Raw genomic sequence first — 25090 nt, forward strand, 5'->3', positions numbered from 1 at the left:
TCGAAACTTAAACGTTTAAGTGTTATGTAAGGGAGACTTGATGATGGAATTAGCAAGAGAAGAAGGAGGTATTCGTCAGGCGAATACCTCGTTATGGCGCAATCGCACATTTATCGGATTGTTTGCTAGTTATGCGGTTTCTTTATTTGGAAATATGTTTCACAATATTGCATTAAACTTATGGGTGCTACAGACGACAGGCAGTGCGAAGCAGATGTCTGTCATTGTCATTTCGCATTTAATCGTGGGCGTATTATTCGGCTCCTTCGCGGGAACTTTTGCGGATCGAATCGATCGTCGCGCACTCATGATGGTCTCTAATCTATGCCGTTTAGTGCTTGTATTAGGGATTGCTTTTGTCATGACACAGCCAGAAGTACCGTTCTACGTACTTGTCATACTGACCACTTTAGTAGCGTTTGCTGGTGTGTTCCATGGTCCAGCGTTTCATTCGTCGCTTGCAGATATTGTTGACAAGGAACAGATTCCACAGGCAATAGGGATCATTAATATTGCGGATAACATTATTCGAGTATCTGGCTTTGCTCTTGGCGGAATGGCTGTTGCCCTCTTCGGTGGTGTTGTCGCGATATTGATTGATGCAGGTGCATTTCTCGTATCTACGCTATGTTTGTTGGCTGCAGGTCAGTTCCCTCGTAAAATGGAGCGCAGTGAAGGGCAGAAGTCCAGCTTTATTGAAGATTTCCGTGAAGGATTCAAGGTTGTCTGGCACAATCCTTATGCCAAAGCAGGTATTATTCTCATGCCTGTGTTGTCTTGCAGTTTCATGTCGTCATTCATGATTATCCAAGTTATGGCCGTGCAGGTATGGCATGCGGATGGATTTGTATTTGGACTTATCGAAGCCTCTATTCCTTTGGGCTATTTAATAGGTTCCATCGGTATTATGTCGTTTAGTGAACGGCTTGGTCGTAGAGGGTATTGGGTAATTGCAGGAGCAGTCGGGATGGGGCCGATCTTCTACTTGATTGCGCAAGTTGATTCAGCAGCGGCCGCGCTTCCCTTAATTTTAATAATTGGATGTTTGTTTGCTTTTAGTACGCTTATTATCAATATTATGCTGCGGGTTGAGATCGATACAGCGGTGCAAGGGCGTGTTTTCGGTATTCTTGGCTCGATCATTGGTGTAACGCCACCAGTGGGGATCGCAATATGTTCGGCGATTTCGGACAGTTACGGTCCAGTGACAGCGCTTACGGTTAGTGCGATTGCAACGCTGGTTGTGAGTGTAATGGTAGTGGCATGGATTAAGCCGATACGAGATTATCGTTAGTAGAGATATAGAGTTTGATGATTCAGGTGAATAAGAAGTACATTTGAGGGCGAACGCATTAATGCTTCGTCCTTTTAATATGTTCGGCACATTTTAGAAAATAAAGGTATACTAAAACAGCAACATGAGATCGATAACATATTCAACAGGGGTGTGCAATGAAGAACAAGTGTAAAGGGAAAATCGCAGTATTAGTAATTGCTATGATGTTATTTACCTCTATAAGTCAGACTGGGGTGATAGAGGCGAAGCCAACGACTGCAAGTAAACAGCAAGAAGTAAAGAAGATAGAGAAACAGAAACAGAAGCAGAAGCAGAAGCAGTCGACCCCAATGGAGGTTGATAATAAGACACTTGAGGCGGCTAAGAAAATGATGTTAGCTTTGGCTGGGTCAGATGTCGCGTGGGGAAAGGAAATAGATGGTGGAAGTGAATGGATTTTCAGTACTGAAGATGAGAGATACGATGGTAAGATTAGGATAGATAAAAAAGCAAAAGTAGTAATAGCTGCCTCGATTAGCTTTTCGTATGATGAACTTGATGAGGACATTCGGAAAAATGTATTACATGCTCTACAAAAAGTCGATTCAGAGCGTGTAATTTCTTCAGGAACCGTATCGCGATATTATTTTAATTTCAGTAAACGACCAGTTGAGAACATCGAAATAAGCACGCGCGTTCAAAACAGTCAAATGTTAATCATGCTAGATAACTATCACGTCGAAAGGCTTTTACTTGTTTATACGAATAGCGAGGTAGATGAACAATTGCACGAGACTGCACAAAAAGCGGTAGAAAAAATAACGAAACGCCCGATTAGCTTTACTGGTGCGATTCGTACAGTAGATGACAAAGCAGACTTTTGGCATTTTACGACAGGGAGAGAGGAAAAAGGATGGATTACTGTAAATATAGATACTGCATCAAGGGAAGTAACAGAAATCGAAAATTTGTTTGAATACTATGCTGATAAACCCCAAACTCCACAGACCGATAAAGTATTTAAGAAAAAGGTGACAGAGCAAGATGCGCGTCGTGTTGCAAGCCCGATTACAAAAGATTTATTTCAAATTGATTTGAAGACATATAAGGTTAAGCGCAGCCCTAATAATGCTAGATTGTTCGTTTTTAGCAAAGAACAAGAGGCTACCGTGTCAGTTCAATTGAATGAGAAGAAACAAGTTGTACATATATCTAAAGATACTTCTGATTGATTTGCCATTGTATAGGGAGCGGTTTTAGCCTATAAAAGGCTGTATAGATTCGTTTATACTACTCTATTTTTTTCTAACGGTCGCCATTGACGCTATTTTTACGAAATATGCCATAGTAGAATTTTAACGGTCAGGAAAGAGCTTATTTTAGCAATAATGGTGAATTACATCCCTTTATCAGGCAAACAAGCTCTCTGGCAACCATTACATTTAAAAATAAGGGAATCTAAGCGAAATAGCCTCTATGGCAACCGTTATATGCTAAGGATAGTCGGAATTAGGATGAGATAGAGCTGCGACATCCTTTTACAGACTATTTTTCACCCTTCGTGCTTGGTAATGTGCCGAGTAGCTGGGTCTGGGGCTTGCAACTTACTTCAGTAAGGGTGAGAAAATACGTTTGTAAATGAATTCGGTACATCCTGGTATTCTGCACAAATATAAATATGACAAAAGAACAGGTCATAATACGAGAGTAATCCTACGTAAGTATTGCCTATTGTCGAAATATAGGTGATAATGAAAAATGTTAAAAAGGGTTTAACTGGAAATCAATCATGTGGAAGGGGAAAGATCAATGAGTGTTACTTGTTCGAATTGTCAACATACGACGGATGAAGGCGTGTTCTGCATCCATTGCGGTGCCAAATTGCCTGAAAAGATACAAGGAGAAATAGGTTCGTCTCAACCATTATCGTCATCTCAGGGAGTTCCTTATGGTCAAGCGCAGTTCAACCAAGGGACAGAACCAACCTCTAATTCCATGCTGACGAAAGAGCGTATGCAGAAGGCCAGCGAATCCTCAAAAATGTATGTTAGTTACGTTATGGATAACATCCGTTCACCTTATCAACGATTGCAAACGATATCCCAATCACATCTCATTCAAGCACTTGTTACCATGGGCATCTATGCTTTACTTATTCCGTTAATCTTGTATATTCAACTCCAGTCCAGCATCGGTTTGTTTGGTGATGTACCGTTTTTTGAAACGGTAGTGAAGCCGTTTCTTGGTTATGTCGTATTTTTGCTTTTGATTGGAACGATTACGTTTGGTGTAATTGTGCTGAATCGTTATCAAGCTAGTTTTTCAGAGGTTATTGCGCGCTTTGGTACGATACTGCTGCCGTTTGTGGGGTTGCTTATTCTTGCAATATTGATGTCACTTTTAAATATTGGTATGTTCATGCTTCTTCTCTTAATCGCTTTTACAGGGGCAATTTTTGTAGCGCCGTTACTTGTATTGCTAAGTTACCATGAGCCCGGTCGTGAGCGAATTGACTTGATGTATAGCATTTTACTTATTATTGTCGGCGCTTATGTGACAATTCGTATCATGTCAGGAGTTCTGCTGCCATTTGTTGGTCAACTATTTAGATTTTAATTAGAGGTTGCACTATAGAAAGTGATTTATTATCACTATAGTAAAATGATTTTTTCATAACCCAACAAAAAACGAAGCTGGAGACGGGATGCATGCATCCAAGTGCCAACTTCGTTTTTCGTTTGTATTATTCAGAACCAGGTTAAACTACGAACTGAATGGTCTTCCAGCATGCGGTTAACGATCCAAATGGCTGATAAGGGAGAAGTCCCGTGGACAATTTCCTTATCTCCATAAGTGGCTACTTGGACTTTAGCAGGAGCATTTCCTCCAATGGAACCAATCATTACGATCACTACGACTAGCAGTAAGGATACCTTTTTTAAGATAAAGAGTCTCCTTTCCATTCCAGTGTTTGCAGCCTATTTTACATAACAAATGGTTTTAGCAACAACTTTTTAAAAGAAAGTTGACATATAGGGTGAAATAAGGGGAGCGTATCAAGAATGACTTTTTATATAGTAAAAGAGCACACAATGATATAAACATGAAATAACATTGTCTACTCTTTATACTTTTTAATCCCACATAGGTTGGAATTCGGTTTCCTTGATAATTTTCCCTTTTTTATTAATGAGATAGTATTTATTGTTTAAAATGACCGTAGCCTGATTGTTTTGGTCGAATAAATTTGCGTTTTGGAATTTATATTGGATCACAAGCTTACCCTTTTTATCAATAAAGCCCCATTTATTATTTTTCATTACGGGTGCTAAGCCTTGAGCGAAGAATTTGACTTGGTCGTATTGTAGCTTAATGGCTACTTTCCCTTGTGCATTGATAAATCCATGCTTTTTATTATTAACAACTTGATAATAACCTTCGCTGGGAAATCCAATTACATCATAGGTAGGTTTTAATACATACTTGCCTGCTTTATTAATAAGACCATACTTGTATCCATGTTCTCCTTTACTATTTTTCATGCCAACAACTGCAATACCATTTTTATCGAAATGACCATAATTATCATAAACTGCCGGAATTACAATTTTACGATTTTTGTTAACATATCCATATTTGTTTTTAGAGTTTTTATAAGCGTATAGCCCCTGATTATTGGAATCGCTGTATTGATCAATATAGACAATATCTTGTTTTTTGGTATCTCCTTCAATGATTACATCGTATTTATATGTTTCTATTATCCAATCTGAGTTCAATATACCGTCTTTACCGTTTGAACCAATGACTTCAATATTTAATCGATATTTTCCTGGTTTAACTCGTGGTCCGAATTTAATTTGCAAATCAAATTTTCCTGTTTCACCAGGAAATAGAACCAGTATATCAGGATTTGGTTTGATTGCTAGCATATCGGAGCTAAAATAACCCCAATCAGGCAAATATCCAGCTAATGTGAGTGTCAGAGTATCCGGTCTATCATTAGTAAACTGCGTGTACAAATTTATCGATTTCCATTCCCCAGCTTTCATGGTAATCGTAGTACCTGATGCTGCGTTGACTGTACGTGATTGCTCTACGGAAATGAGCCCCATTGCAGTTGTTATCAATAACACAGCCAACCACGTTTTTAAAGCCAATGAAAGTGAATTCCGCTTCATAATCGTAAACCCCTTTTTCTCTAGTATGAATTTCCTATATATGTATCGGAAGAATAAGACTTTTTTCTTAGGATTTTGCAAAATTAAATATCTGGACATAACAGAGTTCCTCCTCAGTAAAAGACGATACCAATGGATCTTTTATCATTTGTAATGTGATGTTACTCCTCAGTGGATAGATTAAGCTCGGTTCTCAAATAGTAACAATACTTGCGAGCGAAATTGCATCTTGAATGAGCAGATGAACAGGGAGGATTTGAGAACGAATGGAACAGCATATTCCACAGCCGAAGTCGTTTGGCCCATTAGGCAACTTGCCACAACTTGATTTGGAAGCTCCGGTGCAGTCTCTAATGCGATTAGCGGAGGAATTAGGTCCTATATTCCGCTTGGAATTGCCAGGGGGCAGAAAAGAATTATACATATCTGGACATGAGCTTGTTGAGGATGCTTGTGATGAGACGCGTTTTGATAAAAGAGTGTGGGCTCCGCTGCAAAAAGTAAGAGCGTTTACCGGCGATGGGTTGTTTACAAGTGCGACGACGGTACCGAACTGGCAAAGAGCTCATAACATTTTGCTGCCAAGCTTCAGTCAAATGGCGATGCGAGGCTATCATGAGATGATGGTGGACATTGCTGTACAGTTGATCCAAAAATGGCTGCGGCTTAATCCCGATGAGAGCGTAGAAGTTGCTGAAGATATGACTCGTCTAACGTTGGATACGATCGGGTTGTGCGGGTTTGACTATCGTTTCAATAGCTTCTACCGGGAACAGTCACATCCGTTTATTACAAGCATGACTCGCGCATTGGATGAAGCAATGGGTCAACTACAGCGACTTAACATCCAACAGAAGCTTATGGTCGTGACGAAGCGTCAATTTCAGCATGATATCCAAGCGATGTACGCGTTAGTGGACAAAATCATTGCTGAGCGCAAAGCACATGGAGAGGCAAGTGGAAATGACCTGCTTGCTCACATGTTAAATGGTCAAGATCCTGCTACGGGCGAGCGTTTGGATGATGAAAATATTCGGTTTCAAATTATTACGTTCCTTATTGCAGGGCATGAGACGACAAGTGGATTATTATCGTTCGCGCTATATTATTTGCTTAAAAATCCAGATAAACTGCAAAAGGCATATGAAGAAGTTGATCGAGTTCTAGTAGATGCGGTACCTTCCTATACCCAAGTGAGAGAGCTTGCTTACATACGCATGATTTTGAATGAATCCTTACGCCTATGGCCAACCGCTCCAGCATTTGCGCTGTATGCGAAAGAAGATACGATGTTGGCAGGGAAGTATCCTATGAAAAAAGGGGACAGTGTAAACGTATTAGTTCCAATTGTCCATCGTGATAAGGCTGTATGGGGAGAGGATGTCGAGGCATTTCGTCCAGAACGTTTCGAGGATATTAGCAAAGTACCGCATCATGCTTTTAAACCATTTGGAAATGGACAGCGTGCTTGTATTGGGCAGCAGTTTGCGATGCAAGAGGCCGTACTTGTGTTAGGCATGGTGCTGAAACATTTTGAGATTATTGACCATACCAATTATCAGTTGAAAGTGAAGGAATCGCTCACGCTGAAGCCAGACGGCTTTACGATGCGGGTTCTTCCACGCAGCGAGCAAGGGTTCACGATAGCAGCTGTCGATGAATCTGCTCAACAAAAGAAAACTGGAACGTCAGTCGCAGCTAACAATCGAGTCGAGGGCCATAACACGCCATTGCTTGTCTTATTTGGTTCAAATCTTGGCACAGCGGAAGGAATTGCACGTGAATTAGCAGATATGGCGCGCAATCAAGGTTTCCGCACTGAAGTGGCACCTTTAAATACTTGGGCTGGCAAGCTGCCTAAGGAAGGAGCAGTCTTTATCGTGACAGCTTCGTATAATGGCAAGCCGCCGAGCAATGCGAGTGAGTTTGTAAAATGGATTCAGGAGGCTGACCGGTCTGAATGCGAAGGTGTTCGATATGCGGTATTTGGCTGTGGCGATCATAACTGGGCGAGTACGTATCAAGAAGTACCGCGACTTATCGATGAACAACTAGCTGCAAGAGGGGCTGTGCGTCTTACTTCGCTTGGTGAAGGAGACGCAAGCGGTGACTTTGAAATTCAGGTTGAGACGTGGCGAGAGCAAATGTGGCAGGATGTGATGTCCGCTCTAGGATTACAGTTAAATGAGGAGACAGCTAAGGAAACGAATAACCTTACCGTTCAATTTGTTAGCGGCATTGTAGGAACACCACTAGCGGAGTCATATGAAGCGTTCCATGCAAAGATCGCTGATAATCGTGAGCTGCAAAGTCCAGATAGCGGCCGGAGTACTCGTCATATCGAAATCTCTCTCCCAGAAGGAGTTACTTATAGCGAGGGGGATCATATTGGCGTACTGCCTATAAACCGCAAAGAATTAGTTATTCGGGTACTGCGCCGATTTAAGCTGGATGCCACGGATCATCTAATTCTAAGCGCAACAGGGCGCAGTGCTGCGCATTTGCCACTCGAGAGACCTGTAAGTGTGCTCGATTTGCTTAGTCACAGTGTTGAATTGCAGGAGGCTGCTACACGTGCGCAGCTGCGAGAACTTGCTTCTTCTACCGTTTGTCCACCACATCGTCGAGAGCTGGAAGCGCTATTGGAAGAAGAGGCGTATAAGACGCAAATTAAACAGAAGCGAGTAACGATGTTAGATCTACTCGAGCGTTATGAAGCTTGTGAAATGGCATTTGACCGATTTCTAGAGCTGCTGCCGCCTCTCAAGGCGAGATATTACTCGATATCCAGCTCACCGCGAGTGCATGCTGATCAAGCGAGCATAACCGTTGGTGTTGTTCATGCTCCTGCATGGAGCGGTGATGGTGAGTATAGAGGAGTCGCATCTAACTATTTGGCGGAGCGCCAGCCGGGCGATTCGATCGTTATTTTCGTGCGCACACCAGAAACTGAATTCCAACTGCCGAAGCGTACGGAAACACCGATTATTATGGTTGGCCCAGGTACCGGTCTTGCTCCTTTCCGTGGGTTTCTACAAGCTCGAAATGTTCTTAAGGAAGAAGGATATCAGTTGGGGCCTGCTCACTTGTATTTCGGCTGTCGTAGTGAATGCGACTTTATTTACCATGATGAACTGAAACAATATGAGGAAGACGGAATTGTTACTCTTCACACTGCGATGTCTCGCAAAGAAGGCGAACCAAAGACGTATGTTCAGCACCTTATGGCTCGTGATGCAGAGCAGCTGATCCGTATTCTCGATGAGGGCGGACACCTGTATATATGTGGAGACGGCACCAAGATGGCGCCTGATGTGGAGGCGACGCTACAGCGTGCATGGGAGGAAGTGCATGGGGAGAATGAGCGCGAGTCCGCGGCTTGGCTGGAAACCTTGCTGGATGAAGGCCGTTATGCGAAGGATGTATGGTCAGGGGTTTAAGTGATGAAAGGGTCTCATGCTAAGGAGTAGGACTTGTTAAGAAATCGAAAAGAGCTATCTATTGGCGATAGCTCCTTCTCTTTACTTGTTTAGCTTTATAATATGTTTTATCCCTATATGGATTAAATAATGCGTAATGGCTCCAACAGCTCCCCAATATGATACATGGAATGTTACGTGGAGTACGTACAGACTTATACTAATTGTAGGTATTAACGAAATAGCTGGGGTGAGCCAGAATATTAGCACACCTATTAGAGCATAGATAGTGATGATTAATATTGAACGACTAGATAGGAGCTTCCATTTTCTCAGAACAAATATGACAAGTATCTCAAGTACAGTTATCATCACAAGTATTCTAATAAAATATCTAATGAAATTTTCTAAGAAGGTAAAATGCTCTACATCAAGTGAAGCAATTGAAGTTAGTACAATAGCCGAGAGTAGGATATTGATAATTCTATATAATATCGTCATAATCCCCGACCTTCCTCAGAATAGTCATTAAGGTACCTATTTTATCTATATTCACGAATCATATCATCAGCTTTCTTGTTTGTTAAGTAGGCGTTATATAAAGTGATATCGGTAGCTAATGGATAATCCTGTTCATTTTGGTCAACAGTAAGAAATGGGGTTTGACGAAATGAACGGAGGTTTTAGGCAATGCCCGGTGAGTTAGAAATATTATTAAGAACGTTATCTGCTGTTGTGGTACTGTTTCTAATGACGAAGCTGCTAGGTAAACGACAAATTTCTCAGCTATCTTTATTTGAATACATAACGGGGATTACAATAGGTAACTTGGCAGCATATATATCTTTAGACTTGGATGCGCAGTGGTATTATGGTCTTATTTCCATTTCAGTGTGGGTGGGGATATCCCTGTTAGTTGACTTGCTCCAATTGAAGAGCAAAACAGCAAGGGACTTTATCGATACGAAGACTACAGTTCTCATAAGAGATGGGAAAGTACTGGAGCATAACCTGCGCAAGGAGCGAATAACAGCCGACGAGCTTATGCAGCAGCTGCGTAAAAATAATGCCTTTAGTCTTGCTGATGTGGAATTTGCGAGTATAGAACCGAGTGGGGAAATTAACGTGCTCCTTACGAAAGAAAATCAGCCACTCACGGCTAAAGATATTGGACTTTCCATTCAAAATGAACATGTACCTCAACTTGTAATTATGGATGGAGAAATATTGGATGAACCATTGAAGGAACTTGGGCTTGACCGCAACTGGCTCAATAAAAAGTTGGATGAATATCGTGTCAAACAAGATGAGGTATATCTTGCTCAAGTGGATTCGAAGAAAGAACTTTATTTGGATATGTACGCCGATCATATTAATGTGAATAAGAAAAAGACATCCCCTCCTTCTGAATTACTTGCCTTGTTGAAGAAATGCGAAGCAGATTTGAAATTGTACGCGGATAAAACAAAAGACAAGGAGATTAAACAGCTTCATGAGCGCTTCTCCACAGACTTGGAAAATGTGTTATCTGATATGAATCCTATGGCTAAGTAGGGAGAGTAATATAGTCATAACATGTGTACCCCTGGTCAATTGTGAAACAATTGTCTGAGGGGTATTTATTTTTCTCTTAGTAGCAGACATGATATGATGTTAGTTAGACATCTATCAAACTAATACATTTTATTTTGTTTGACATAAATAGGGGTGAAGCAAATGGTTCTAAAAGAGAAAACAGCATTGCTTGTAGGCGCAACAGGATTGGTCGGAGGGCATTTGCTGCCTATATTGCTAGAGCAACCAGCCTATCATAAAGTTAAGATTTTTACCCGAAGAAATATACAATTGGAGCATCCGAAGCTGGAACAGATCGTGGTCGACTTTAATCAGTTGGATCAGTACTTCGATCATGTCCAAGCAGATCATGTCTACTGCTGTCTTGGTACAACAATCAAGAAAGCAGGCTCGAAAGAAGCATTCCGAAAAGTAGATTTTGAATATCCGCTAGCTATAGCAAAAATGGCGAAACAGTGCGGAGCGAGCAAGTTCCTAATGGTTACCTCCATTGGTGCAGACTCAAATTCTTCATTTTTCTACAATCAAGTAAAGGGCAATGTGGAGGAAGAAATTAAGAAATTAGGTTTGCCGTCCGTTCATTTATTCCAACCGTCGCTATTGCTTGGCTCACGGAGTGAATCACGACCTGGTGAAAGTGCAGCCATAATGGTAAGCCCGCTGATTAAGCTGATTGCACGTGGGAGATGGAGCAAATATAGTCCAATTCAAGCGAAAGATGTAGCGGCTGCCATGTACCGGGTTGGTCAGAGCCAAGGGCAGGGGAACCATGTTCATCATTTTGAGCAAATGATGAGCAAGTAAAGGAGCGCTGTTTTGTTCACTCTCCTAAATATAGTTTCCATAATGGAATTATCGGAATTGATAAAAGTAGTCGATTATATACATATAGGGAAGGCTTGTTCTGTTTATGGAACAAGTCTTTTTTTATGTTGAAAAAAGAAGGGGAAGTTATCCAATGTTACCAATAGTAACAATAAATTAATAGTTATGAAACCATGTTGTCATTCATTTGCAGATCAAATTATATATATTCATATCCGGATTGAAAATCGGAGTGAAGAGGTTGTCACATTTGAGTATAGGGGAGAAATCATGGGACAAATTCAACAAGGAAAGACTACACGCAAGAAGTACATGTTCATGCTGCTAATGGCGTCTTCATTGGCGATGACAAATGGGTTGAGCATATCAGCGCTCAACGATAATAAACAGAGAGAAATGAGCATGAATGCAGTAGCACTGCAAACAAAAAAACAAGCTAATTCCAAATCAAAGTCTGCGACAGTTGCGCAAGCCAAAGTTATAGCTAGCTTCTCCACTAAGATAGCACCGGGTCATGCTGGGCGCACACATAACATCAAGTCAAGTACGAAAGCATTAAATAACATTGTGCTGCAACCAGGAGAATCATTAAACTACAGTGAAATTGTGCAAAAGACGAAGAAGTCATACGGTTTGAAAAAAGCCCCTGTTATCGTTAATGGCAAATTTGTTGAAGGGTATGGGGGAGGTATATGCCAAACGTCGTCGACACTGTATAATGCAGCCCTTCTCAGCGGACTTGAAATTGTTGAACGTCGTAGTCATTCGCTCCCAGTAGGTTACGTTGGTTTAGGAAGGGATGCGACATACGCGGATAACAGCATAGAGTTTACAATCCGAAACCATACAGAAGCTGATATTACGATCCAAACGAATACGGACAACAGCAAGATCACGATCAGCATACTTGGGCAAAAAGAAGAAGGGGTTTCGTATGAGATAAAAACGCGAGTTCTGAAAAAAATACAGCCTAAGACCGTCTATAAGAGCAGCAGTATTTCACGTTCTAAACAAACGAAAACGATTCAAAAAGGAAAACCTGGCTATGTCGTGGAGACAAAGCGCATAAAGAAGAAAAATGGCGTCGTCGTTGCGGAAGAACTAATGAGCAAATCCAATTATCGCGTTCAAAATACGATAAAAGGCAGACCGTAAACGAGAATAAAGCATGACCGATGTTCGAGTCTTTTTCAGCTGTTCCGTACACAGATATGGTTATAGGCATACAGCGCAGCGATTGCAAGTGTGCCTATAAGCTCCTTTCTTACATGGCTATTCATAGTGACGTTGGCCTCATCTCCTCTTCTTACACGCTCGCATAGAATAAGACATGGAGCTTATAGGAAGGGAGCTAGCTGGGTGCGGAACATGCTGGATATTTTCATTCACATTCCTAAAACAGGCGGAACATCGTTTAATAGATTAATCCAGGATCACTACAGCAAGAGCCGTATTGCATTTCTGCATGATGACCCAGAATGGTCGGTTGAGCGGTTAATTGATAAATGTAAAGATAAAAATCAAAAAATACAAATCATTTCGGGTCATTTTTCATATGGGATTCATGAGTACATCGAACGTCCTTATCGGTATATTACAATTCTTCGTAATCCGATTGAATTAGTTATCTCTTTATATGACTACATTAAAAGCATCCCTCTGCATCAGTATTATCATCTGGTAGTAGACAAGAGTTTGCATGAATTTATTTCAGAACAGCAATTCGATATATTTACTAGCAATCTGCAATCCAAATTATTGGGGTTGGCGGCGGTATTTCCTCATTTTCCAGCACTTCACAATGAGGTAGGTGTGGAAGATGCGGTATTTCCCGATCAAGCAAGTGTGCAGCAGCATTTGAGGCGGCATTTCGCATGTATTGGTGTAATGGAAAAGTATAGGGAGTGTTTGCAACCGATGCGTGATGCACTTGGCTGGAAGAGAAGCCCTAAGTTGTACAAGGAAAATAGCAACCCGAATCGGACTTCCGTGGACACGCTAGAGAGGGGAATCATTGAAAAGATTGCACGCAAAAATTCATTGGATACCCAATTATATTTGATGGTGGTCGAGCGTTGGTATACATCAAAAGGAAAATAATGAGCGGCTAAATAAAAGCAACAAGTGCATACTTGGCATGTCCACAAAGTCGAATCCCCTCCATATAATGAGCGAAGTGTTATTTCTGCTAGGAGAGGATTCTGTTATTATTCTTCATAAAATTCATAAATACTTACTTATTAACACTCACTCTATCAATTTCAACTTTTTGCACAGACGATATAAATAATGAGTGCCTCGAAGCTGATCTTTGTTCATCTTATGTAAATGCTGCAACGAATCATAGGCGATCTTTCTTGCCTGCTCGATATTGTTGTGGTCCAGACCTTGAAGTGCTTCTTTAATGGTATCTAATGAGTAAATCGCTGTTCGCAAGGAACGTATAAGTAGTACGCGCTTAATATGAGAACGATTATATCTGCGATAACCATTTTGTGGGTCGCGTTCTACGGTTATAAGCCCTTCTTGTTCCCAATGTCGAAGTACAGAAGTAGGGATCGATGTTTCTTCCGAGATTTCCCCGATTGTCATCCACTTCGTTCTGCCTTTCGTATTCCATTCGTCCATTTCCAGTTCATCCAACAATTGAATCGTCTTCTCAGCCATCAATTTGTCTTGATAAAGGGATGCTTGACTTTCATTAACCATCCATAGGGCGGCATCCATTTGTTCTGCTTGTAACTTTCGCATTACATCTGCTGTGAGCTGCATACCGAATCCAGCAGACAAAGCCCGTATACATTCGAAGTAAGCGACATGCACCTCGGTGTAGATCCGATAACCATTTGCTCCGCGCTCGATCGGGGGAACAATGCCCCAGTCTTCATAATGCCGCAAAGCGCTTGTACTTATATTTAGCTTTCTAGCAATATCGATAGGTCTTAATTTCATCCTACACCTCTTTGGACAATGTTCTAAGTTGGTCGTCTGATCGTAAACCTAATGCTAAAGTTTTGTCAATCAATCTGTATAGATGCAGGTGGAATTGGAGCCTAACTTTCAACAATTGAAACCTTTATTAAAAGGCTCTGCTGCTAGTGCAAATAAGCATATCGATTCCATGTTATTGCCGAGGAGTCCAATCACACAAATATTCAAATAATCGTTTGATTTTTGATATGTATTGCGATAAGATACATACATTACAATAATCATTTGAATATTATTGCGTGGTTGTAATATGCGAGTTATCTTAGCAGCATACTATACAGGTTTCTTATAAGGAGTTGATGAAAGTGGGTCGGTCACAAGCAGGCTCCATCGCGCAAACTCAACTAGAGCTTGAAGGCGTGCACTGTGCAGGTTGTGTAGCCAAGATTGAAAATGGATTGCGTAAGATTGAAGGGGTGACGAGCTGTAATCTTAACTTCGTCAATCAGACGCTAATTATTGAATCAACACAAGCTGTACCTAGTATGGTGGAGACAGCGAAGCAGGTCATTCGCGATATTGATCCATCTATCAAGGTAAAAGAAAAAGTACCGCTGCAGAAGATGAAGCTTACCATCGAAGGCATGGATTGTGCAGGTTGTGTGGCGAAGATTGAAAAAGGGGTAGCGACGATCCCCGGCGTACAATCTGCCAGTGTTAACTTTGTGACGAAGCAGCTAACGATTGAGGCAAATGCTGAACAATTACAGCATGTTACTTTGCAGACGGAGCAATATATAAGGCAGCTCGATTCCAAATTTACGGTTCAAATAGAAGGGAATAGCGATGCTCAACCGCACTCCCAGTCGGCGTCTGAAGGAAAGAGCAAGCTTCCTTATATAAGGCTAGCAGCATCCATTGGGTTGACCTTTGTGGCGGTATGGGGCGGGCTGTCATCTAATCTTGCGCTGGCTTTATTCCTTGTTGCATATGTGCTGGCAGGTGGCGATGTTCTCTATAAAGCATTGCGGAATATCACACGTGGACGTGTATTTGACGAGAACTTCTTGATGAGTATTGCTACGATTGGTGCGTTTATTATTGGCGAGTATCCTGAAGGCGTAGCGGTTATGATCTTTTATCAAATAGGTGAGCTGTTCCAAAGTATTGCAATCAATCGTTCTCGCAAATCCATTCGTGCGTTAATGGATATTCGTCCTGACTACGCTAACTTAAAAGTAAATGGTGAACTTCGCAAAGTATCACCGGAAGAGATTCAAATTGGTGATGTTATTGTCGTTAAGCCTGGTGAGAGAGTACCGTTGGACGGTAAAGTGATTGATGGCGTATCGATGCTAGACACTTCTGCACTTACAGGTGAATCCATTCCAAGGGAAGTGGAAGCGGGAAGTGAAATCCTTAGCGGCTTTATTAATAAGAACGGTGTGTTAACCGTAGAAGTAACGAAAGCGTACAAAGATTCAACGGTGTCTAAAATATTGGATTTGGTGCAAAATGCGAGCAGTCGCAAAGCGCCAACCGAAAATTATATTACGAAATTCGCTCGTTATTATACTCCTGTAGTCGTGATTACAGCAGCATTTATTACACTGCTACCGCCATTATTTTTTGCAGGGGAAGCATTTTCAGATTGGTTCTATCGCGCACTTGTCTTTCTTGTTATTTCTTGTCCTTGTGCTTTAGTTGTATCGATTCCGTTAGGCTTCTTCGGGGGGATTGGCGGAGCTTCCAAAAATGGCATTCTCGTAAAAGGCAGTAATTATCTCGAAGCGTTAAACGATGTGAAGTATGTTGTGTTTGATAAAACGGGTACGCTGACGAAAGGAATTTTCGTCGTAACTGAAGTACAGCCGCATGGTGACTTAACGGAAGAACAGCTTATGCGTTATGCTGCTTATGCAGAAGTGTACTCGAACCATCCGATTGCTCTTTCCATTGTGAATGCGTATGGTCAGAACATCAATAAAGACGAACTGGATCATTACGAAGAAATATCGGGTCACGGCATATCTGTGAATGTGAGCGGGCAGCATGTGTTAGCTGGAAATGCCAAGTTGATGAAAAGAGAGGGCATTTCTTATGTTGAACCTGAATCGGTAGGTACACTTGTCCATGTCGCTGTTGATCAGCGTTATGCAGGCTATATCGTCATTGCTGATGAAGTCAAGGAAGATGCAGCAGCAGCCATTCAGGAATTGAAGTCACTTGGCGTTAAGAAGACGATTATGCTGACAGGTGATGTGAAGCGAGTAGGAGATGCTGTTGGACAGAAGCTAGGACTAGATGAGATTTATTCCGAGCTGTTACCGCAGCATAAGGTGGAGCAGTTGGAGCGTATTGATGCACAGAAATTGCCGAAGGAAAAAGTCATCTTCGTAGGCGATGGAATCAATGATACACCCGTGCTTGCACGAGCAGATGTCGGTGTTGCGATGGGTGGATTAGGTTCTGATGCCGCGATTGAAGCAGCAGATATCGTCATCATGACGGATGAACCTTCCAAAATTCCTGCAGCCATTCGCATGGCGAAGCGCACGAGAAAGATTGTATACCAGAATATATTCTTCGCATTAGGTGTAAAGGCACTATTCCTGCTGCTAGGTGCATTCGGTATCGCAACAATGTGGGAAGCGGTATTCGCTGACGTTGGTGTTACATTGCTGGCAGTATTAAATGCGATGCGGGCGATGAAGCCGATTTGAATGAATACGTAATGTGACTCTCAAAATCCTCAGAGATTAAAAACTTATGATTTAAGTATTACTCTGTATTCGACCTATTTCAATAGTAACTCACAATAATAGTATGTCTCATTTCGAGTGTATTAAGAAATTGGAAAAGGTTGTTGAGAAAAGAAAAAGAGTTCATGTATAATTAATGAGGTAATAATTAATTGTAAAAAATGGATTTGATAATAAGTATGCTTTATCAAGTGCGTTTGTAAAAAGAATTGAGTTTAAAAATAGCTATTAAAAAGGGCGTTTACTATTGTAGTAGCGCTCTTTATTTATCTTTATGCTACTAGTATGAAAAATTAGACATGTACATAAGGAGGTAAAATGAAGAGTTTAAAAAGAAAGTCAGATGTTAGATATGCTCTATGGCAAGCATATACAAAGAAATGTGCAATCTGTGGAGATCATATCGAATACCCAGAACTACAGATAGACCATATCATTGCAGAAGATCTAGAGAAAAAACATAGCGAGCTTACAAGCGTATTAAAAAAATATGAACTACCAAATGATTTTAAGATAAATAGTTTGTATAATTTAAGACCTGCATGTGGTTATTGTAATAGAGAAAAAAGTTACTATGAAGCACCAGAAGAAATCACTGCAAAGCTATTAAGAAAAGCAAGAAATAAGATAAGTGATGTAAATAGAGAAATAAAAAAATACTTAGATGAATCGAAATATGCACTTAAAATAGAGGCAATGCGAATGGCTGTTAATTCAGAAGAATTGAATTTGGAGGAATACATAGATCAAGTTAATAACTTTGTTGCTGATTATGGGGATGAATATATTGAACATGAAAATAGATTTACTAACTTTCGTTCAATAAAGCATTTTTCGGTAAGCTTGGATGGCAATCTTCCAAGAGTTAACGAACCTGAAGGAAGTTGCTTATTTACTTTTAATAGTTTTTATATTCGTGGTATGAACATAAGCTTAGCACATAATGAAATCCTAAAAACGCTATTCAAAGGGACAAACACTCCAATTGAGCTATTAATGCGTCCCTACGTAATTGATAAATTGAGTGAGGATAATTTTATTATTCAATTAGGGAGTTGTAGATTCAACCTAAGTAAGGATGAAACAGTACATCTTTCTAAAGTAGTGGATAGGTTTATTAGCGAGTATATATTGGCCATAGAAAAAATTGAGAGAGTACTGTCTTGTAAAGAATTTTTACCCTTAAGTAATGATTTAACAAAGTATAAGCTTATCAAAATAAACCAACGTTTATGGAAAATGATGTTGAAATTTGCGGAAGAACATGATAATTATCATGGAACAGGTAAATGGCATATATTTGATTCATCGGGAAGTAATATGATTAAAGTTTTTAATAATCAACCAACTCTACAGTATAATTCCGGTTTTCATTGTGTTATACACAGCCTTGTAGAATCGGAAAATAGTTGGGAGCCTACTGATGAAGTGTGGTTAGTTTGGTGGGACGTTGAACAGAATCAGAATTATGGGATAAGAGATTATTGGACAGTAGAACAAGCATATAGGTGGTTAACAAGTGAACTCATACCGATAGTAATATATACATACGATGCCTCTATCCGAAAGAAAAAATTAGGATTTAAAAAAGAGGTGTTAATAGATGAATTTAAAGTGGGGCACGATAATTTTAAACATCTCTATTATAGGGAGAGTAAGCGTCACTTAAATATTCAAAATATGACAAGAGCTAACGATTTAATTAAATTAGTGGAATCATTACAGATATATTATTCAGTAACTAGAGAGATATATCTTGAAAAGAAATCAATTGAAAGTATATATGATGCATTAATTTATATTCTAAAAATAAGTTCAAAAACTGATTTTTACCATATTTGTTCGAAATTAAACTTTAATCAAACAGTCAGTATAGATGATTTACTTGTACAAGTAAATCAGAAAAAAGAAAAGGTAAAATCAAGTAAGATTTATGGTGGAGAATTAGATATGTTATTGAGATCCATCTGTGCAGCAGCTAGACATTCACAAGAAATATTAAATTCTGATGAAATCATACTAATTACAAAATATTTAGAACCTATTATTCATGACTATAATATAAATAAGTTAGTTAATGCGTATTGCATCAATAAATAGCTTTTAATTTCGATCCTGTTTTTGTTTCTTTCTAAAAAATCCGTGATTTTCAGAATTGGACAAAAGAAGGGAAGTAATGGATTGTTAGAATAAGAATATAAGAATTATAAAGAGAAAAACCGGAAAGGTAATAAAGATAACCGTCCGGTTTTTCTCTTTATATTTTTTAACAAACTATTAACGTACGTAAAATTATATTTCAATTGAAGAGGTCAGGAGACTTTAAATTGTGGTTAATCTAAGTGGTTTTTAAACAGGTCATAATCTCGATGGATAATTTGTGATAAACAGCATTCTATTTAGTATTGGACATTTGAGCCAAACTCTATTTTCTATAAAAATTTCTCACTGTCCCGTTTACTTACACGTTTCTCGATTAAAGCTAATCCTTCATAAATATGAAGCATATATTTTAGCGACCTCATCAATCCAACGAGAAGGAATAGGAAGGCATAGGACACTACATCATCCATATTCTTCGTGAGGAAACCCTCCATAATCTCATACAAACCCGTACCAATAAACAACACGGCTGCTACCAGCTCGAAATACTGATTTTCCAGTTTAGCAAACCATTTTGGAAGCTTATTACGATTGGATTCTACCAAATGATGTACCCCTGAATAGATAAGTGGAAGGGTCTTAGCTACAAGTAAAAAGCCATACAGCATAAATCCGTGATGAATGTCTACCTCTTTCTGAGACCATTCATAGATTACACTGTGCTCTGCCTCCATTATGGCGGTTACGATATAGATGATGCCGATGAGACACTCGGTAAACGAGTGAGAAGTGATGTCATGCAGGGATTGAAGCCATCGAGTCCATATGGATTCGCCAGTGCTAGCTTTGTGCAAATGACGAATCCCGCTGATAACGAGGGGGAGTATTTTCAGTACATTCCATATGCCGAACAGCAGCAAGCCATGATGAACGCCCAACTGATTGATTTCTTCAAGCTCGATGAGAGCTGCCACAAGAAAGCATAAGCCTATAAGGACAGACATGTAGGGATTATGAAGAATATGATGCAATCTACGAGCCGCCGGATTCGTCACTAATGCACCCCCTTTTATAAAATACGTCCCCTCTTATGCAAAAGGGGACGTATCGTATCGTTTAAACAAATGTAGCGGAATCCGCGAAATGATTGTTCTCAAACTTGCTGCTAATTCCAGAATTGGCGCCTGAAATGGTAATTTTACAGTTATTGGACAGCTTTTGGAACTCAAAAATGATGGTCCGAATGCCGGCATCATCGGCATCTTTAAGATTGGAAACATCCAATGTTACGGCTGTAGGATGGCTGTTCAGCAGCTCATCTAAGGCTTTCTTGAGCGAAGGAAGGGATGGATGATCGATTTCACCAGCTAAGTACAGTGTCGAACGCTGACTATCGACATCTAGACGGGCTAACAATCGCTGAGCAGCATCAACAGGAGTTAGTATGACACATACTTTCACGTTATGCTGTACATCTGGAAGCTCAATAGTTAGTGCCTCAGCATCGAACTTATCATATGCTTTACCATCAATCGTAACCGCTGTAATCTGAACGCTGCCTGCTGGAAGAATGTCAGGCTGCACGCGGAGAATTCGATTCTCAAGCCCTGCCGGATTCGGCTTGAAGAAGAACTGCATCGGCTGCTTCGTTACAAGCAAGTTGCTGTAAACACTGGCCAAGTACGTAAGCTCGAAGGAATGATAGCCGCTCATGGAATGGCTGCCTTTATTTCTTTCTGTGCCTAGTAAATATGGTAGACCGTTCGCGAGCACATTAAAGTATACGCCACCAGATTCATGATCGAGGAACCAAGCGTTATAGAATGCAGCAGATTCTCTAGCTAGTTTCAAGTATTGCTCCTTATTCAAAATTCCCGCCAAAATCAGGTAAGCGAGAACGCCTTGCTCTTGCTGCCACCAAGCTTTACGGTCATGCCATGCAAAACGGTGGGACGTTTCACCCTCAGCCAATGTTCTTTCGACTACGTCATACCAGCCGCCACGCTGTTGGTCTCCTCCTGCTTCTGGCATAAGCTCAGCAATCTTCTCCGCCAACGCCATATACTCGTCTTTATCAAACATGCTATGAATTCGCATCAAGTTCCAAGCAATTTTTAGATTATGACCGACGACAGAGCGATTTTGCTGCCAGCCCCATGTTTGGTCATGGCTCCAATCTTCATGGAATTTTTCTTGTACAAACGGATTGTTTGCGTAATCTGGAAAATACTTCGTGATCGTATCAGCTGTATACTCCAACATTTGTTTGTAACGATCGTTATCGGTTGCGAGCACAAGATTAATGAGATAGGCAGGGGCGTGATCACCTACGGAGTTCCAATTTTTTCGCGCGCGGTTATGACCCAGTGACTCATTTCTCGGATCGAAGTCGATCGGATCAATATGAGAGAAGTAGCCTTGGCGTGCTCTATCCAAAAAGTATTTATCAAACAGGTTAATTGTCTTCTCAATGACGTTCAGAATCTCAGGGTTCCCTGTAATCCGGTACGTTTGAGTTGGACCTGCTATTGCGTAAATCTGCTCATAAGCAGGAATCGCGTCGTAGTCATCACCGAACTCGGAAGCGAAAATTTTCTTTTCTTTATCCGGAGTCTGATCCAAAGCGTGATACCAGAATGCCGTATTATCTTTGGAGTTGATATTGCACAGATGGTTGATCAAGTACTCCGTTCCTTTGTCCGCCGCTTCCAAATAACGTTCTTCACCTGTCATCATGTAGGCCGTTGCAAAACCGTATACCAGCCTGGAAATCGTATCGGTCTCTTGACGAATATTCGATGTATGCTGACCTTCCAAGTTAAGTGATGTGCGGTAATTTTTATAATCAATTTCATCGGAGCCAAATTGTGCATGCAAATAGAAGTCTCCGAGTTCTTTAATTTGCTGAATCCACCAATCCTGCTGTTCAAACCGGTATTCATGGGTATCATTGCCGACGAATACGATATGTTTTGCTTCAAATGACAAACTATCGTTAGGACCGTCTGTATAAAAAATACCGTACGCGTACAAGTAGCGACCTTTTTGAATCTTATTTCTCATCTCGCTGCTACTGTCCAAGAATGGTTCGCCTAAATTGCGGAGCAGCTCTGCATAGACGTTGGCGGAAAGCTTCACTTGGAAAGCACGCCCGTCGGACGTTTCCAATGTAAACACATCATTGCTCAGTTCCGTGCTCGTTACATAGCCTGCAATTAAATCGGAAAACGTAAATTTAGGGTTTTTCATATACAACCTCCTATATTTCTTCTAGTGTTAATATAAGGACACTATGATATTGAACCTTGATCTCTTGTGCATGTATGCTCTCTCCATCCTGATGCAGGAAGGAGGAATCGCTATAAACGCGCCACGCTGTTCCAACTGGGGCAGGGGGAACTTCAAAGGCCAACGGCTGCTGCTCCATATTGAGCGCTACATATAGATCCGGCTCTCCCCGTACAAAGGAGCCGATTGTACATGCCAGCACACGAGATGATGGATTGTTCCAACCTGGACTGTACAACTTGCAGCCATGCCAATCTAAATCTTTGAATCCACGCTCATTCACAGCTCCGGTAAAGAACGTTTTTCTACGCAGGCTCTTGACTGACTTTCGCAGGTCAATCAGCTTTTTGCAGAATTGAATGAGACTCTCGTTCGTCTCCGTGAGGGTCCAGTCAAGCCAACTGATCTCATTATTCTGACAGTAGGCGTTGTTGTTGCCATATTGGGAGTTGCCCATTTCATCGCCAGCAAGCAGCATGGGAACTCCTTGAGAAAGCATCAGAATCGATAGGAAGTTTCTAATTTGTTGAAAGCGAAAAGCTTGAATGCCTTCATCCGAAGTCTTGCCTTCGTAACCATAGTTAGAGCTGTAGTTCTCATTGATGCCATCTTGATTGGACTCGCCATTTGCCCAGTTATGTTTCTCGTTGTAAGATACAAGGTCCATCATCGTGAAGCCGTCATGGCAAGTAATGAAGTTAAGGCTGTTGGTAGGTCCGTGCAAATCATGATTATACAAATCGGAGCTGCCGGAGATACGGGTTGCGACATCATTAATCATGCCAACATCTCCGCGTACGAATCTGCGGATGTCGTCCCGATAGCGTCCGTTCCATTCAGCCCAGCTATAGCCTGGAAAGGAGCCAATTTGATAGAGGCCCGCTGCATCCCATGCCTCCGTAAACAGTTTTGTATTTGCAAGAGAGTTACTAAGCTCGATGTTCCACAGAACAGGGGGGTGTTGAGTAGGAATACCATTTTCATCTCGGGTCAGTACAGAACCTTCATCAAATCGGAATCCGTCAACATGCATTTCATTGACCCAGAACTCTAGACTGTCGAGAATAAGCTTCTCAACTACGGGATGATTGACGTTAAAGGTGTTGCCGCAGCCGGTGTAGTCCATGTAGTAGTATTTATTTTGCGAGGAGAGGTAGTAGTAGGTGAGATTGTCGAAACCTTTGAAGCTGATAACAGGACCTTCGTGGTTGCCTTCGTTCGTATGATTATAGACAACATCTAAGATCACTTCTATTCCTGCACGATGAAGCGCTTTGACCATGTCGCGGAACTCATTTAAATGCGATCCTAGCTGAGGATCTACGCAATATCTGGAGTCCGGTGCAAAGTAACCGATCGTGCTGTACCCCCAATAATTATAAAGTTCATGGTCATCAACGACTCGAACAATTTCTTTATCATCGAATTCAAACACAGGAAGCAGCTCAACTGCAGTTACACCTAGTTGTTGAAGATAGGGAATTTTCTCAATCACACTTCGGAATGTACCCGGATGTTTGACCTGTGCGGTAGGAGAGGCGGTGAAGCCTCTTACATGCATTTCATAAATAATAGTATCTTGAATGGGACGTTGTAGCGGCCTGTCATCTTCCCAATCGTAATCCCGGTAATCAATGACGACACTGCGCATGGAAGTATGTAAATTGTCTTCTGCATGGCAGGCGTTCACTCGTTCCCATAACGTATCGGAATTCCCTTTAGCATAGGGGTCTATCAGTACCTTCTTAGGATTATATCGCAATCCAGCTTCGGGCAAGTTCGGTCCATCCACTCGATATGCGTATTGGACACCCGGCTTAAGATAATCGATAAAGACATGCCAGAAGCAGGATGTTCGGTTCGTCAATGGGTCCAAGCAGATTTCCTGTATGGGCTCCAAGTCACCGTCTTGCTGAAAAAGTAATAATGTGACCGCTGTCGCATGTTCGGAATACATAGAAAAATTAACGCCATCGTTGGTCACCGTCGCACCCAGCGGATGAGCGTTTCCTTCACGAACTCGATAGGGAAGAACAACTAATGCGTTAAACTCGCTCTTCATGGGGTGATTACTCTTCCTTCCCGAGTTAAGATGCTGCTTATGAACTTCTCGACAAATTCATTAACCACTTCTGGATGTTTGCCAGTAATGAGTTGACCCTCCTGAATAAGCTCACTTGTCTGATTGCCATCGAAGACTACGGTTGCTCCTGCATTCTGTACATCGTACAAAATGTTATGGGAGCAAGTTACTTTTCTTCCACGCAACAAGGCAGGATCCGCACAAAATAACCATAGGCTGTGGCAAATGGTACCGACAAAAAGTTTTCCTTCATCCATAGCTTTCACGGCTTCACGCAGAAATTGTACAGCAGGTGCTTGATTGCTTTGACCTTGAACGGGATTCGCTTCATAGCGGAGTCGGTCCATTGCATATCCACCAATCAGTATAATTCCGTCATAGTCTGTTGGTTTGCGCGCTGAAACATCGACTTGTACGGCAACTTGACTGGTCATATCATTGCCTGTGAAGATGAGCTGTCCGTTCCCCCACAGGTTGCTGATGTACTCGACCTCGAAGCCTTTAGATGGAAAATACGTATTGAATACTTGGAATTCGGTTTCGTCATAATGGGACTCGATTAGTACGCCGATTCTGCCTTTCACTTTACCTTGAGCATGGTAAAAACCAGGTTGCGTGTTAATGGTTCATCCTCTCCTCTCTTAAAT

Annotated in this window: 16 protein-coding genes; 10 read left to right on the top strand and 6 right to left on the bottom strand. The window is 41.1% G+C overall.

Going from position 1 to position 25090, the window contains the following annotated elements:
- Positions 1–40 precede the first annotated feature (40 nt).
- The 3 genes from NQ117_RS00965 to NQ117_RS00975 all read left to right on the top strand — a co-directional run bounded on the left by NQ117_RS00965 (position 41) and on the right by NQ117_RS00975 (position 3892).
- Positions 41–1294, top strand: a complete 1254-nt coding sequence (locus NQ117_RS00965) for an MFS transporter (RefSeq protein WP_258276163.1) — start codon at positions 41–43, stop codon at positions 1292–1294.
- Between the two features lie 158 nt (positions 1295–1452).
- Positions 1453–2508 carry a hypothetical protein gene (locus tag NQ117_RS00970; protein WP_258276164.1) on the top strand — a complete coding sequence of 352 codons (1056 nt, stop codon included), beginning with the start codon at positions 1453–1455 and terminating at the stop codon, positions 2506–2508.
- A gap of 577 nt (positions 2509–3085) precedes the next feature.
- Positions 3086–3892: a zinc ribbon domain-containing protein gene (locus NQ117_RS00975; protein ID WP_258276165.1), complete on the top strand. Its 807-nt coding sequence runs from the start codon at positions 3086–3088 to the stop codon at positions 3890–3892.
- 518 nt (positions 3893–4410) lie between these two features.
- Here the strand turns inward: NQ117_RS00975 and NQ117_RS00980 are convergent.
- Positions 4411–5457, bottom strand: coding sequence for a WG repeat-containing protein (locus NQ117_RS00980; protein WP_258276166.1), 1047 nt, complete (start codon positions 5455–5457; stop codon positions 4411–4413).
- A 266-nt stretch (positions 5458–5723) separates the two neighbouring features.
- Here NQ117_RS00980 and NQ117_RS00985 point away from each other — a divergent pair, with 266 nt between their 5' ends.
- From NQ117_RS00985 to NQ117_RS01005, 5 genes are all read left to right on the top strand, one after another.
- Positions 5724–8897, top strand: coding sequence for a bifunctional cytochrome P450/NADPH--P450 reductase (locus NQ117_RS00985; protein WP_258276167.1), 3174 nt, complete (start codon positions 5724–5726; stop codon positions 8895–8897).
- Between the two features lie 669 nt (positions 8898–9566).
- Positions 9567–10430 (top strand): DUF421 domain-containing protein, encoded by an 864-nt coding sequence (locus NQ117_RS00990; protein WP_258276168.1) that lies wholly within the window; start codon positions 9567–9569, stop codon positions 10428–10430.
- A gap of 162 nt (positions 10431–10592) precedes the next feature.
- Positions 10593–11255 carry an oxidoreductase gene (locus NQ117_RS00995; RefSeq protein ID WP_258276169.1) on the top strand — a complete coding sequence of 221 codons (663 nt, stop codon included), beginning with the start codon at positions 10593–10595 and terminating at the stop codon, positions 11253–11255.
- Positions 11256–11546: 291 nt separating this feature from the next.
- The gene (locus NQ117_RS01000) at positions 11547–12431 is read left to right on the top strand and encodes a VanW family protein (RefSeq protein ID WP_258276170.1); all 885 of its coding nucleotides are present in this window, start codon (positions 11547–11549) and stop codon (positions 12429–12431) included.
- Between the two features lie 213 nt (positions 12432–12644).
- Positions 12645–13376, top strand: coding sequence for a sulfotransferase family 2 domain-containing protein (locus NQ117_RS01005; RefSeq protein WP_258278122.1), 732 nt, complete (start codon positions 12645–12647; stop codon positions 13374–13376).
- Positions 13377–13523: 147 nt separating this feature from the next.
- On the opposite strand, the gene NQ117_RS01010 is transcribed toward NQ117_RS01005, so the two are convergent.
- Positions 13524–14228: a MerR family transcriptional regulator gene (locus NQ117_RS01010; protein WP_258276171.1), complete on the bottom strand. Its 705-nt coding sequence runs from the start codon at positions 14226–14228 to the stop codon at positions 13524–13526.
- A gap of 344 nt (positions 14229–14572) precedes the next feature.
- Between NQ117_RS01010 and NQ117_RS01015 the strand changes: the two genes are divergently transcribed.
- Together NQ117_RS01015 and NQ117_RS01020 are read left to right on the top strand one after the other, a co-directional pair.
- Positions 14573–16930, top strand: a complete 2358-nt coding sequence (locus NQ117_RS01015) for a heavy metal translocating P-type ATPase (RefSeq protein WP_258276172.1) — start codon at positions 14573–14575, stop codon at positions 16928–16930.
- A 357-nt stretch (positions 16931–17287) separates the two neighbouring features.
- Positions 17288–19069, top strand: a complete 1782-nt coding sequence (locus tag NQ117_RS01020) for an HNH endonuclease (protein WP_258276173.1) — start codon at positions 17288–17290, stop codon at positions 19067–19069.
- Between the two features lie 332 nt (positions 19070–19401).
- Here the strand turns inward: NQ117_RS01020 and NQ117_RS01025 are convergent, their stop codons facing one another.
- The 4 genes from NQ117_RS01025 to NQ117_RS01040 all read right to left on the bottom strand — a co-directional run bounded on the left by NQ117_RS01025 (position 19402) and on the right by NQ117_RS01040 (position 25027).
- Positions 19402–20127: a hypothetical protein gene (locus NQ117_RS01025; protein WP_258276174.1), complete on the bottom strand. Its 726-nt coding sequence runs from the start codon at positions 20125–20127 to the stop codon at positions 19402–19404.
- A gap of 61 nt (positions 20128–20188) precedes the next feature.
- The gene (locus tag NQ117_RS01030; protein ID WP_258276175.1) at positions 20189–22321 is read right to left on the bottom strand and encodes an AGE family epimerase/isomerase; all 2133 of its coding nucleotides are present in this window, start codon (positions 22319–22321) and stop codon (positions 20189–20191) included.
- A gap of 10 nt (positions 22322–22331) precedes the next feature.
- Positions 22332–24422, bottom strand: coding sequence for a glycogen debranching protein GlgX (gene glgX, locus NQ117_RS01035; RefSeq protein WP_258276176.1), 2091 nt, complete (start codon positions 24420–24422; stop codon positions 22332–22334).
- The gene (locus tag NQ117_RS01040; RefSeq protein WP_258276177.1) at positions 24419–25027 is read right to left on the bottom strand and encodes a DJ-1/PfpI family protein; all 609 of its coding nucleotides are present in this window, start codon (positions 25025–25027) and stop codon (positions 24419–24421) included. The genes glgX and NQ117_RS01040 overlap by 4 nt, the downstream gene beginning before the upstream one ends.
- Positions 25028–25090 lie beyond the last annotated feature (63 nt).

The organism is Paenibacillus sp. SC116, from assembly GCF_024733555.1.
In the GTDB taxonomy this organism is placed as follows: Bacteria; Bacillota; Bacilli; order Paenibacillales; family Paenibacillaceae; genus Paenibacillus_B.

Bases quoted from the DNA above. Each gene is read 5' to 3' on its own strand.
- NQ117_RS00965 (WP_258276163.1), top strand. From the start codon at position 41: ATGATGGAATTAGCAAGAGAAGAAGGAGGTATTCGTCAGGCGAATACC.
- NQ117_RS00970 (WP_258276164.1), top strand. From the start codon at position 1,453: ATGAAGAACAAGTGTAAAGGGAAAATCGCAGTATTAGTAATTGCTATG.
- NQ117_RS00975 (WP_258276165.1), top strand. From the start codon at position 3,086: ATGAGTGTTACTTGTTCGAATTGTCAACATACGACGGATGAAGGCGTG.
- NQ117_RS00980 (WP_258276166.1), bottom strand. From the start codon at position 5,457: ATGAAGCGGAATTCACTTTCATTGGCTTTAAAAACGTGGTTGGCTGTG.
- NQ117_RS00985 (WP_258276167.1), top strand. From the start codon at position 5,724: ATGGAACAGCATATTCCACAGCCGAAGTCGTTTGGCCCATTAGGCAAC.
- NQ117_RS00990 (WP_258276168.1), top strand. From the start codon at position 9,567: ATGCCCGGTGAGTTAGAAATATTATTAAGAACGTTATCTGCTGTTGTG.
- NQ117_RS00995 (WP_258276169.1), top strand. From the start codon at position 10,593: ATGGTTCTAAAAGAGAAAACAGCATTGCTTGTAGGCGCAACAGGATTG.
- NQ117_RS01000 (WP_258276170.1), top strand. From the start codon at position 11,547: ATGGGACAAATTCAACAAGGAAAGACTACACGCAAGAAGTACATGTTC.
- NQ117_RS01005 (WP_258278122.1), top strand. From the start codon at position 12,645: ATGCTGGATATTTTCATTCACATTCCTAAAACAGGCGGAACATCGTTT.
- NQ117_RS01010 (WP_258276171.1), bottom strand. From the start codon at position 14,228: ATGAAATTAAGACCTATCGATATTGCTAGAAAGCTAAATATAAGTACA.
- NQ117_RS01020 (WP_258276173.1), top strand. From the start codon at position 17,288: ATGAAGAGTTTAAAAAGAAAGTCAGATGTTAGATATGCTCTATGGCAA.
- NQ117_RS01030 (WP_258276175.1), bottom strand. From the start codon at position 22,321: ATGAAAAACCCTAAATTTACGTTTTCCGATTTAATTGCAGGCTATGTA.
- glgX (WP_258276176.1), bottom strand. From the start codon at position 24,422: ATGAAGAGCGAGTTTAACGCATTAGTTGTTCTTCCCTATCGAGTTCGT.